The following is an 11,349-nucleotide window of genomic DNA, read 5'->3' as shown; positions in this document are numbered from 1 at the left end:
GGCCGGCGCGGGCGCGTTGCCAGCGGTCGCAGCGGACGCCGGTGCCGGGCCTTGGGCGGCGGCGGTCTGCGGTTGGGCGCCCGGGTTGATCCAGCAGGCGTGAATGCGGCTGGAGAGCGTTTCGGCGACCTTGGGATCGATTTGCCCGCCGAACCGGGTCAGGCAGCGGAAGGCGGCCTGGACATGGCCGCCGGGGCAGCCGAAGCGGTCGTAGAGATCAAGATGGCGGAATGCCGTGTCGAGGTCGTCGCGCCACATCAGGCTGACCACGCGCCGGCCAAGCCAGACGCATTCGGGGTTGCCGGCCGGGCCGTTGATGGCCTGCGACGCCTCGACGAATTCGTCGGCCTTGCGCTGGTTGTCCTTGTTGGCGTCCGCGGCACTGGCAGCCGGAGGCTTCTGATCCTGCGGGGCCGGGGTGCCGCTCTGGGCAAACGCGCCAGCCGACCCGATCAGGAGGGCCAGGCCGGCAGCGGCAAAGTGCCTCAAAACCGCAACTTTTGGATCACGCACCCGACGACGCATACATTCCCCGATCAGTTTCCTGCCTCAAAAGGCGGCTGGTGTGTTGGTCTCGGCTTGTTGCCGCCCAAATTCGTCCCCAATGCGGCGGAGACATCAAGCGATTCAAATGACGCGTATTTCGGATTTTGTCTAGTAAAGTCACAACTTTATCGCATCGGTGGTAAAACTGCCGCAGGGGACGAGACGGATTAGGGATGTCCTGCATCTTGGCAGGACGCCGATGAACGGGTAATCGACGGTCCCCGCCCGGAGGATGGAACCGATTTCACTTCGTACGCCGCTGGCGCTTCTCCTTTCATCGCTCGTTATGATTGCCGCCCTCTGGTGGTGGCTTGCCACGCCGATTACCCTTGCGCGTGCGCCGATCGATCCGAATGCAAAGCTGCAATGCGTTTCCTACGCGCCGTTCCGCGGCGCGCAGACGCCGCTGATTCCCACCACGCAAATTCCTCCCGAACAGATCGCGCAGGATCTGGCGCAGCTCGCCAAGATCACCGATTGCGTGCGAACCTATTCGATCGAGAACGGGCTCGATCAGGTCCCGGCGCTGGCCGCCAAGGTGGGGCTGAAGGTGATCCAGGGGATCTGGCTGTCGAGCAATCGGACCAAGAATCTCGCCCAGATTGCAGTTGCGATCGAACTGACCAAGGAACATCCGGGCACCATCACCGCGCTGGTGGTCGGCAACGAGGTGCTGCTGCGCGGCGAGATGACGACTTCGGACCTCGCCGCCAATATCCGCTCGGTCAAGTCGCGGGTCACCGTGCCCGTCACCTATGCCGACGTCTGGGAATTCTGGCTGCGCAACCGCGAGATCTACGACGCAGTCGACTTCGTCACCATCCACATCCTGCCTTATTGGGAAGACATCCCGGTGCGCGCGAAGTTTGCCGCTGGCCATGTCGACGACATCCGCAAGCGGATGGCGGTCGCATTTCCGAACAAGGAAATCCTGATCGGCGAGACCGGCTGGCCGAGCGCAGGAAGAATGCGCGAAGGCGCGCTGCCCTCGCGCACCAACCAGGCCCGCGTGGTGTCCGAAATCCTCGACCTCGCCAAACGGGAAAAGTTTCGGGTCAATTTGATCGAGGCCTATGACCAGCCGTGGAAGCGTCAGCTCGAAGGTACCGTCGGCGGCTATTGGGGCATGATCAACGATGCGCAGCGGGCGGTGAAATATCCGCCCGGCGAGCCGATCAGCAATTTTCCATTCTGGAAGCTGCAGATGGGAAGCGGAATGGCGCTCAGCGCCTTCGTCTTCCTGGCGGGCTGGCTGACGCTGCGGCGGCGGCCGTGGAAGCCCGGGCTGGCGGCCTGGGTCGCGGTCGGAACGTCGGCGACGACCGCCGGCATGCTGCTCGGGGTCGCCGCCGACAAGATGTATTACGAGAGTTACGGAGCCGGGGGCTGGCTGCAATGGGGCGCGCTGCTGGCGGCGGCCATCGCCTCGCCGATGCTGTGCGCGAACGCCGCGATGTCGGGCCGGCCGCTGCCGACCTTCCTCGAGCTGCTCGGGCCGCGCGACTTCCGCACCAAGTCGGTGCTGACGGCGCTGCTTGGCTTCGTGCTGATCGTGACCACGCTGATCGCGGCAGGGACCGCGCTGGGCTTCGCGTTCGATCCGCGCTATCGCGATTTTCCGTTCGCCTCGCTGACCATGGCGGTGGTGCCGTTCGCGGCGCTGATGCTGCTGAACCGGCCGAAAGAGGGCGCGCGCCCGATCGCCGAATCCGCGTTTGCCGGTTTGCTGGTCGCGGCCGCGCTGTTCATGGGCGTCAACGAGGGCAGCCAGAACTGGCAGTCGATGTGGACCTGCGCGATCTATTTGCTGCTGGCGCTCACGCTGTGGCGGGCGCGGGCCGTGCAAATCCCAAAATGAGCAGGCCGATCGCAAGTCCCGACAGAACGATATTGTAGAGCACGATTCCGAAGCCTGCCGCGATGAGCCCCAAGGTCAACAGCAAGATCGACGGCCGCATCACGTGAAGCACAGCGATCACCACCGCGGTGATGCCGAACACCGAATTCTTGAACAGATAGGTGGCGAGCGTCCGCGACTTGCACAGCATGCTTTGCAGGCCGGCGTCGCAGGCGAGCGCAACGGTGGAGAACTCGACCGCGAGGTAGCGCAGGTAAAGCGCGTAGCCGACGGTGACGAAGCCGACCACCAACAGGAACTGGACTTGATAGGGCGTAAGCCGGAACGGGGATTTTTTCATCGCGGCAATATGGTCGGGATTGGCTTTTGGGACAAGCGTTCCGCGGGGGCAGGAATGCGGCTCAAGGATTTCGCATAACGCTTTGTAGTCACAAGTCTATTGCGTGCTCTTCCTGCCGAGAATGTTCGACAATGTCGCCTGCGTCGCCGGCGGCGCTGGTTCCGGCTTCTTCGGCGCCTCCTCGCTGACCGCCGACCGCTTGGCGACGGCGCGCCGGCGCTGAAGCGGCTTGGCCGCGGTGGGCGGCGCATCGTCGGGTTTGAACGACAGCCGCTGGCCGTCGAAAACAGCGGTTTCGCAGGGGCGGTTGTTTTCGGCCAGAACGGCGCAGATCTTCGCGGCGGCGCCGGCGTCGTTCAGCGGACCGGCGACCAGGCGAAGCTGCATGCCAAGGCCGGTCGTGCTTTCCTTGATGACGATGATTGGGCGCAACGCTACCAGCGGTGCGTTCGATCTGGACTTCAACAGCCCGCGCCACAGCGCGCGCAGGCCGTTCACCGAATTGGCGGTGCCGAGATCGACCCCGAATTCGGTCCGCTGCAGGGAGACTTTCGGCGCAGTCTCTTCGTCCGCATCCGCATCTGATGGCGCCGACGCCACGACGTCGGGGATCGGGCTCGCGATAACCGGGTTCGGCGGTTTACCCGGCTCGATCAGTCTGCCAGCCGCGGGATCGGGTGGGGCCATCATCGACTGCGCGGCCATCAGCGGCGTGGCCAGCGAGGGCTTTGCAGGCTCAACCTTGAGCATATCAGCCTTGGCCGTTTCCGGCCTGGTGCTATCCGTCTTGATGGCTTCGGCCTTGGCGGCTTCCTTTGCCGGGGGCGCCGGGGCTGGCTCGGCGGGCGCTGCGGCCGGGGCGGTGGCGACCGGCGCGACGGATGGCGAAGGCTGCTGGCTGGCCGGCGGTTCCGCATTGGCAACGGACGGCGGCGCGGAAGCAGGCGCCTGCCGGGCAACGGCGCCGGTCACGGATTCGAGCCCATGTTCCAGGCTGGTGACGCGGGCATACAGCCTGTCACGATCGCCATTGAGCGTCTCGATTGCAGCCGTGAGCCGCCGCGCCTCGTTCTGGGTTTCCCTGGCAACCGTCTGGATCTGCTGCGCCTGCCGGGTCTGGTCGGCGGCAGCGATCTGATCGCGCTTCAATCCGAACGACGACTGGTTGGCCATCACGGCCAGAACCACCGCCCCGGTCGCGCCGAATCCCCAGGAGGCGATCCGCCACAGGGCGCGGCGGTCGAATTCATCTTCGTCGGCCAACAGGTTGCTGAGCATGCCACCGCTGTCGTCCGCCTCGAAGTCCGGGAGATGGTCTGGTTTTTTGGCCAAACGCCCTTGGCCCTCCTCAAGGCCCGCCGAATCACCAGTCAAACATTAACAGGGAAAAGCCGCGCTCACTTGAATCGGGAGGTTTTTGGGCGGCGAATCGGTTTGATCTCCGGGGGAAAACAATTAAAGACGGCCGATAGCTCTTAGTTCGCCCGAGGACCCGAATGACCGCTCGATCCAGCCTGACTGTCGTGCTTGCGGCCGGTGAGGGCACGCGCATGCGATCCTCGCTGCCGAAAGTGCTGCACCCCGTCGCCGGCCAGTCGCTGCTGGCGCATGTGCTGGACGCCGCACCGCACGGGGCGGGCGCTTCGCTCGCCGTCGTGATCGGGCCGGACCACAAGGCGGTCGCCGACGAGGTCAAGCGCGTACGGGCCGACGCTGCGACCTTCGTTCAGGCCGAGCGCCTCGGCACCGCGCATGCCGTGCTGGCCGCGCGGGAGGCAATCGCGCGCGGCGCCGACGATCTCCTGGTGGCGTTCGGCGACACCCCGCTGATTTCGGCCGAGACGTTTGCGCGGCTGCGCGCGCCGCTGGAGAAGGGCGCGGCGCTCGCCGTGCTCGGCTTTCGCGCAGCCGACCCGACCGGCTACGGCCGGCTGCTGCTCGAAGGCGATCACCTGATGGCGATCCGCGAGCATGCCGACGCGAGCGCTGAAGAGCGCAAGGTCACGCTGTGCAACGCCGGCGTGATGGCGTTCGAGGGCCGCCGCGCGCTGGAAATTCTCGACCGGATCGGCAACGCCAACAGCAAGGGCGAGTATTATCTGGTCGATGCCGTTGCCATCGTCAGGGAAATGGGATTGGAGGCCGTCGTGATCGAAACCAGCGAGGATGAAGTGCGCGGCATCAACAACAAGGCACAGCTTGCGGAGGCCGAAGCGGTGATGCAGGCGCGGCTGCGCCAGGCGGCGCTCGATGCCGGCGTGACGCTGATCGCGCCCGAGACGGTTCATCTCGCCGCCGATACCAAATTCGGCAGCGACGTCACCATCGAACCTTTCGTGGTGATCGGCCCCGGCGTCACCATCGCCGACGGCGCGGTGATCCATTCGTTCTCGCACATCGTGCAGACGTCAATCGGCAAGAAGGCGTCGATCGGCCCCTATGCGCGGCTGCGCCCGGGTACCTCGCTCGGCGACGGCGTCCGGATCGGCAATTTCGTCGAGACCAAGGCCGCGACGATCGAAGCGGGCGCCAAGGTCAACCATTTGTCCTATGTCGGCGACGCCCATGTCGGCGCCAATTCCAACCTCGGCGCCGGCACCATCACCTGCAACTATGACGGCTTCTTCAAGCACAAGACCACGATCGGCGAGGGCGCGTTCGTCGGCACCAACTCCTCGCTGGTGGCGCCGGTGAAGATCGGCAAGGGCGCCTATATCGGCTCGGGCTCCGTCATCACCAAGGACGTGCCCGATGATGCGATGGCCGTGGAACGCAGCCCGCAGAACAATCGCGACGGCGGCGCGGCGCGCTACCGCGAGATGAAGATGCGGGCGAAGGCGGCGAAAGAGGGGTAGGCGCCGGCTGTGCCGTCGGCGCCTCACGGCAGAGGCATCGCCCCGGCGGCCGTCAGATCGTCACACGGCTGCCGTCGAAGCGCGTGAACGAGAAGCCTTCGAAGGGCTCGCGGAGCGTCGTGCGCTCGTCCCGCAGCATGCCGATCGCCACTTCCTCGCCGATCGCCATGGAGGCGGAAGCGTCGGAACGCCAGTGAATGCCCGCCCAATTCCGTCCGAAACCGAAATTCACCGCGAGCTTGTTCAGCTCTCCACCGACCGTGAGCGGCGGACCGCTATAGGGCACGAGCTTCGTCGGGTCAGCCGGATCGGGCTGCACCGGGTTGGCGATGACGCGGCTCTCGTCGAAGAACGCCTTCAATATGGTCGCCGTGACGGCACCAACGCTCGTGGCGCCACCGGGATAGGTGGAGTGGAACGGCGCGGCCTCCGGATAGGTTTGTGACAACAGGTAGGTGCCGTATTTGGCCTTGCTGCGATCGAGGGCTTCCGATTTCAGGAAGTTCTCATGCAACGGGTAGTCGCTTACGCCGTTGGCGAGGCGATGATGCGCCAGACCGCCATAGGCTTCCGGTCGCACCGCCCGGTGCACGAAGTACTTCTGCCAGTAGGCCGCACGGACGGAGTTGCTGATCCCCGTGGCGAGTAGCGCCTGCACATAGGGCAATCCGAAGGTGCCCCCCGCAGGCATCTGGGTTTTCGATTTCCGGTACGGGTTCGACGGGTAGGACGCGGGCTCCGTCGGCGGATACATGCCGGTGTAGCGTGGGTCCGCTCCGCCGCCGGGGGTGGCAAGGATCAATGCTGCCGCCCATCCAAGTGCGGGACCAGCGTGGATATACTCCGCGAGATCTCGTCCTGTCGCGATGTATCGCGGTGTCGCGTCGAACTGTATCCGGCGTTTCGGTGCGGCGCCGTTCTGGGTCGCCAGCCACTCCTCGTAGTCGGTCAGGAATTCGCTTGTCGGCAACGCGGTGCGAATTTGAGCGCTGATCCACTGCGAGGCATAGGGCACGTCGCGGAGCAGGAATTGCGAGATCAGCGGCCCGTCCAGAACACCTGGCGGCGTGACCGAGCGGCCCTTCGGATCAGTCGGGTCGAAGTAAAGCGCATTGGCACGGAACAGCGTACCGGGTGTGACCCGCCCGCCGGACTTCGGCCCCCGGAAATCGGCAAGCTTGTTGATCTCCTCGGTTGCTGCAAGCACGTCGCGATTGGTCGTGTCGTCGCGCAACTCGGTCAACGGAACGTCACGCAGCAGGGATTGCCAATAGACCTCGACCGCCTCGCCGCCGCGCTCCGCGCTTGCAAGCGCCGGTGCCGGCGGTATCGCAATCTGGGTAGGGTTGATGCCGCTCAGGCTGACGGCCTGTGTGCCGATGGGATTGACCAGTTTGCGCGCGCCGCCGAGCGGGATTTTCTCGAAATCAGCGGGATCGGCCGACTCGCAAGCGGCGTAGAGGGCCTGCCATGCCGCTTGCTCCACTTCGCCGCGTTTGTCGTGCGGCAGGCCCCGTGAATCGGAACCGATCTTGTTGGTGTAGCGCGCCTCATCGCCATTGGCCGGGTGGGGCGGGATGGCAATTTTCTCGTTGGTGCTCGCGCAGGCCGCGCGGACTTCGAAGGCGCGGCGCTTGAACGCTGCGTCGAGCGGTCGCGCCTCCGTGCTCACGCCCACGCCCACAGTCTGCGCTGCGGCCGGGGCTACTCCGGGCACGCCCGGCGGCGAAGTCAACACGGCGGCGCCGACGGCGATGCCGGCCCCGCCGAGCAGCGTGCGGCGAGTGACCGCGGAGGTCCGCAGGGCCGGCGATGCCAGGTTGGATTCAGTGTCGGATTCAGTGGAAATAGTAGGGCCGTGGTCAGCCATGGGGATCCCCTCCCTCGCAAGCGATCTGGGCAGGGTACGCCGGAGCCGTCACTCTCTTGTGCGTCCTGTCCTAGACGCGAAACGACTCCATCAGGAGGAAGCGGAAGGGGCTTGATGCAGATCAATAAGAGAGTCGTGCAGACCAATTTGAAAGGATCGGTATACCGGCGGGAGCTGCTGATGAACCGAAACGATGTGCTTTTCTGGATTTCGCTTACCTGGTCTGCCGCGTTGTTCGGTGTGGCGATCGGGCTACTTGTTTTCAGGTGATCGGGCCACTGCCCGTGCGAGCATTAGTATTCACCCCGAACGTGATGCAGCAAGCGAAGCGCGGATGAGCGCAGCGACATCCGGGGTTGTTCCCGTATATCCTTGCGCGAATGCAGGCTTGCGATGACCGTCACCCGGTAGCGGGTTATTGATGATGCGCTCCACGTGCTCCACGATTTGACGACTCTTCGCACAGTGCGCGATTTCGTGACGTAATCGTTTTCCGCGTGTGAGCCAAATCATATACCTGTGGTTGAATTGATCGCTATGTTCGTATGCCTCAACCCTCAAACCCCTTCGCGGAGGTCGAGATGGCTACGAACCAAACGCACGCAAACGCTGACCGCCAAGTCCATCCGCTCCTCGATAATCTGCGCGAAATGCATGCTGCGGCCGCAGAACGAGGCTTGTTTACGTACAGCGTAAAGATCGTGTGCGGCAAACAGACGGGGGGTGACTGTTGCTGTGTCGCAGGTACCCGGCCGGGCCTGTACGCGACTGAGGTCAACATTCAGAATTTCAATCTTGTGCAGGCGCAGGTTCTGAAGTTCGTTCAACCGTTGATCCATGGTGTCGTTCTCGCGCGCGAGCCCGATGTCACAAACCCCGCTACGCTTCCCAGACGCCAGATCGAGACCATCATATTGCCCCCGCTGGCGGCGACGATGGACGATTGTTGCCGCATCGCGGACATGCTGCCCGCCCCGAGCGGAGAGGCCCCGCTCACCATCGCCATTCTGTCGATCGTGAGCCCGTTGGAACTGTCGGTGTCCGCGGTCTACACGGCGAACCCATCAAACGGAGACGGCATCAGCATTGATGTCGAGTATATTCCATCACGACGACTGGTGATCGGTAACGCTGGCTAGCAGGTCTGACAACGCCAAACAGCAAGCGTGGCCCGGATGAGCGCAGCGCGTTCATCCGGGTAGCTTGCTTGATGAACATCGTGTCGCCGGAGCACCGCCAGGCGCCTCATTTTTCCAGCCCTCGGGCAATCTTGCCCTCGATCTTCTTCGCGTCCGCTGGATCGGGCTTGAGCGACAACGCCTGCTGCCAGGATTTACGCGCCTCGCCCTCACGTCCCGTCCGCCAGTACGCATCGCCGAGATGGTCTCTGGTTTCGCTGCTGTTCGGGTCGAGAGCGGCCGCGCGCTCCATGTGCTTGATCGCCTCCTGATAGTCGCCGAGGCGGTAGTGCGCCCAGCCGAGGCTGTCGAGCAGATTGCCGTCGTCCGGCTTGAGCCTGACGGCCTTCTCGATCAGCGCCAGCCCTTCCTTCAGCTTGAGATTCCGATCGACCCAGCTGAAGCCGAGACTATTGAGAACCGAGGGCTGATCGGGATCGAGCTCGATTGCCTTGAGATAATCCGCCTCGGCCTGAGGCCATTTGCCGAGCTGCTCGTAGCTGAAGCCGCGAAGGTGCCAGTAGGTCCAGTGCGCCTTCTCCGGCTTGCCGGCCAACTCGATCGCCCTGGCGTAATCCTTCACCGCGCGTTCGAAATCGCGCTTGCCGCGGTAGGCGTCGCCGCGAATGCCATAGGCCCACGCATTTTTCGGGTTGAGGCGGATTGCCTCGTTGCAATCCTTGATGGCGCGGTCGTTGTCGCCCTTGCTGGAGTAGGCGCTGCCGCGGCTGTAATAGGCCTTCGCATCTTTCGGATCGAGGCGGATGGCCTCGTTGAAGTCAGTGATGGCGCGGTCGTAATTGCCCTTGCTGGAATAGGCGCTGCCGCGATTGTGATAGCCTTGCGCATCCTTCGGATCGAGCCGGATCGCCTCGTCGAATTCCCGGATAGCGCGGTCGTAATCGCTCTTGATGAAATAAACCGCCCCGCGATTGAAATAGGCAACCGCATATTTCGGGTCGAGGCGGATCGCCTCGTTGTAATCCTCGATGGCGCGGTCGCCATCGCCCTTGTCCCGGCGGGCATTGCCGCGATTGTACCAGGCGGCCACATATTTCGGATCGAGCCGGATTGCCTCGTCGAAATCCGTGATGGCGCGATCGTTGTCGCCCTTGTTGGAGTAGGCGCTGCCGCGACTGTAGAAAGCCATCGCATCTTTCGGATCGAGGCGGATCGCCTCGTCGAACTCCTTGATGGCGCGGTCGCGATCGCCCTTGTGCGAGTAGGCGACGCCACGATTGTACCAGGCCGCCGCATATTTCGGGTCGAGGCGGATCACCTCGCTGTAATCCCTGATCGCGCGGTCGTTGTCGCCCTTGCCCTTGTGGACATTGCCGCGGTCGAAATAGGCGTCCACAGATTTCGGATCGATGCGGATCGCCTGGTCGAAATCCTTGATGGCGCGATCGTTGTCGCCCTTGCTGGCGTAGGCGCTGCCGCGAATGTAATGGGCCACCGCATCTTTCGGATCGCGCCGGATTGCCTCGTCGAGCTCCTTGATGACGCGGTCGCGATCGCCGCTTTCGGCGGAGGCCTTGCCGGGATCGTCAAGAGGCGTTGGCGCGGCTTGAACCGCGCTCCGCCGCAGCAGCGCCGCCTGGTCGTAATCCTTCCCGGCCCGGGCGGTGTCTCCCTTGTTTTCATAGGCCCGCCCGCGAATCTCATAGGCCAGCGAATATTTCGGATCGAGCCGGATCGCCTCGTCGTAATCCTTGATGGCGCGGTCGTAGTCGTCTTTGAAGAACCAGGCGCCCCCACGATGCAGATAGGCGCTCGCATTTTTCGGATCGAGGCGGAGCGCCTCGCTGTAATCCTTGATGGCGCGGTCGTGATCGCGCTTGCCGGTGTAGGCAAGCCCGCGGTTGAAATAGGCATCCGCAAAATTCGGGTCGAGGCTGACAGCCTCGTCATGATCCCTGATGGCGCGGTCGTGCTCACCCTTGCCGGCGTAGGCGAGCCCGCGATTGGTATAGGCATCCGCAAATTTCGGATTGAGGCGGAGCGCTACGTCGAAATCCCTGATGGCGCGGTCGTGATCGCCCTTGCTGTGATAGGCTTTTCCGCGGCCCTCATAGCCGAGCGCATATTGTGGATTGAGGCGGATCGCCTCGTCGAGGTCCTTGATGGCGCGGTCGTAATCGCCCTTCATGTGGTACGCACGGCCGCGCGCGTTATAGGCACGCACAGCCTTCGGATCGAGGCTGACAGCCTCGTCATAATCCTTGATCGCGCGGTCGTAATCGCGCCTGGAATAGGCGTAGCCGCGATTGACAAGAGCGTTGGCGCGGTTTGCCTCACTCTCCGCCGCGCCGCGCGCCAACACATCAGTGCATCCGGCGATCTTGCGATCCTCATCGCCGATCTGACCGCAATCCTCCCACGCCTTGTCAGCCGCGCGGGCCGGCGGCGCGAACATGGTCAGGGACGCGAGAGCCAGGAAAAGGCAACGCCGGAACATCTCATCCCCGTCCAAAGCGCGTTTGGGCCAAACCCGTAAGTCGCCGCGACGTGCTTCCGGGTTCAAATTGGTCCAGCGCTCGGTCTTGCCTGTGTAATGGCGACGCCGGAGATCGCGAGCAGCTCACCTACAATCAGCTGTGGGGGATGCAAATTACGGTGTCAGTACACTTAATGCGGCCACGGCTTGCTGGCGCGGCACATTTAGGCGCACTGTCACCGTAATTCCCGATCGCTCAGGTCCA

9 protein-coding genes are annotated in these 11,349 nt (G+C 63.8%); 4 read left to right on the top strand and 5 right to left on the bottom strand.

Annotated features, from left to right (window positions below; all coding sequences use genetic code 11):
• On the bottom strand, positions 1-525 hold a 525-nt coding region (locus tag CQ14_RS17470; protein ID WP_057859095.1), incomplete at its 3' end, for a hypothetical protein.
• A 307-nt stretch (positions 526-832) separates the two neighbouring features.
• Between CQ14_RS17470 and CQ14_RS17465 the strand changes: the two genes are divergently transcribed.
• Positions 833-2,404: a glycoside hydrolase family 17 protein gene (locus tag CQ14_RS17465; RefSeq protein ID WP_057859094.1), complete on the top strand. Its 1,572-nt coding sequence runs from the start codon at positions 833-835 to the stop codon at positions 2,402-2,404.
• On the opposite strand, the gene CQ14_RS17460 is transcribed toward CQ14_RS17465, so the two are convergent.
• Together CQ14_RS17460 and CQ14_RS17455 are read right to left on the bottom strand one after the other, a co-directional pair.
• Positions 2,364-2,744, bottom strand: a complete 381-nt coding sequence (locus tag CQ14_RS17460) for a hypothetical protein (protein ID WP_057859091.1) — start codon at positions 2,742-2,744, stop codon at positions 2,364-2,366. The genes CQ14_RS17465 and CQ14_RS17460 overlap by 41 nt on opposite strands.
• 96 nt (positions 2,745-2,840) lie before the next feature.
• On the bottom strand, positions 2,841-4,076 hold the full coding sequence (locus CQ14_RS17455; RefSeq protein ID WP_057859090.1) for a hypothetical protein: 1,236 nt from the start codon (positions 4,074-4,076) through the stop codon (positions 2,841-2,843).
• Between the two features lie 164 nt (positions 4,077-4,240).
• On the opposite strand from CQ14_RS17455, the gene glmU reads away from it, so the two are divergent.
• The gene (gene glmU, locus CQ14_RS17450; protein WP_057859089.1) at positions 4,241-5,599 is read left to right on the top strand and encodes a bifunctional UDP-N-acetylglucosamine diphosphorylase/glucosamine-1-phosphate N-acetyltransferase GlmU; all 1,359 of its coding nucleotides are present in this window, start codon (positions 4,241-4,243) and stop codon (positions 5,597-5,599) included.
• Between the two features lie 52 nt (positions 5,600-5,651).
• Here the strand turns inward: glmU and CQ14_RS17445 are convergent, their stop codons facing one another.
• The gene (locus CQ14_RS17445) at positions 5,652-7,469 is read right to left on the bottom strand and encodes a vanadium-dependent haloperoxidase (RefSeq protein WP_057859088.1); all 1,818 of its coding nucleotides are present in this window, start codon (positions 7,467-7,469) and stop codon (positions 5,652-5,654) included.
• 114 nt (positions 7,470-7,583) lie between these two features.
• Between CQ14_RS17445 and CQ14_RS43660 the strand changes: the two genes are divergently transcribed.
• Together CQ14_RS43660 and CQ14_RS17440 are read left to right on the top strand one after the other, a co-directional pair.
• On the top strand, positions 7,584-7,739 hold the full coding sequence (locus CQ14_RS43660; RefSeq protein ID WP_156435106.1) for a hypothetical protein: 156 nt from the start codon (positions 7,584-7,586) through the stop codon (positions 7,737-7,739).
• Positions 7,740-8,050: 311 nt separating this feature from the next.
• Entirely contained in the window at positions 8,051-8,608 is a 558-nt protein-coding gene (locus CQ14_RS17440; RefSeq protein WP_156435104.1) for a hypothetical protein, read from the top strand.
• Between the two features lie 106 nt (positions 8,609-8,714).
• Here CQ14_RS17440 and CQ14_RS17435 read toward each other — a convergent pair whose 3' ends face one another.
• Positions 8,715-11,063 (bottom strand): tetratricopeptide repeat protein, encoded by a 2,349-nt coding sequence (locus CQ14_RS17435; RefSeq protein WP_199805545.1) that lies wholly within the window; start codon positions 11,061-11,063, stop codon positions 8,715-8,717.
• Positions 11,064-11,349: the final 286 nt, after the last annotated feature.

Origin of the sequence: Bradyrhizobium lablabi (assembly GCF_001440475.1) — a bacterium.
Lineage (GTDB): Bacteria > Pseudomonadota > Alphaproteobacteria > Rhizobiales > Xanthobacteraceae > Bradyrhizobium > Bradyrhizobium lablabi.
This window is presented reverse-complemented; position numbering and strand designations above follow the sequence as displayed.

Bases quoted from the DNA above. Each gene is read 5' to 3' on its own strand.
- CQ14_RS17465 (WP_057859094.1), top strand. From the start codon at position 833: ATGATTGCCGCCCTCTGGTGGTGGCTTGCCACGCCGATTACCCTTGCG.
- CQ14_RS17460 (WP_057859091.1), bottom strand. From the start codon at position 2,744: ATGAAAAAATCCCCGTTCCGGCTTACGCCCTATCAAGTCCAGTTCCTG.
- glmU (WP_057859089.1), top strand. From the start codon at position 4,241: ATGACCGCTCGATCCAGCCTGACTGTCGTGCTTGCGGCCGGTGAGGGC.
- CQ14_RS17445 (WP_057859088.1), bottom strand. From the start codon at position 7,469: ATGGCTGACCACGGCCCTACTATTTCCACTGAATCCGACACTGAATCC.
- CQ14_RS43660 (WP_156435106.1), top strand. From the start codon at position 7,584: ATGCAGATCAATAAGAGAGTCGTGCAGACCAATTTGAAAGGATCGGTA.
- CQ14_RS17440 (WP_156435104.1), top strand. From the start codon at position 8,051: ATGGCTACGAACCAAACGCACGCAAACGCTGACCGCCAAGTCCATCCG.
- CQ14_RS17435 (WP_199805545.1), bottom strand. From the start codon at position 11,063: ATGTTCGCGCCGCCGGCCCGCGCGGCTGACAAGGCGTGGGAGGATTGC.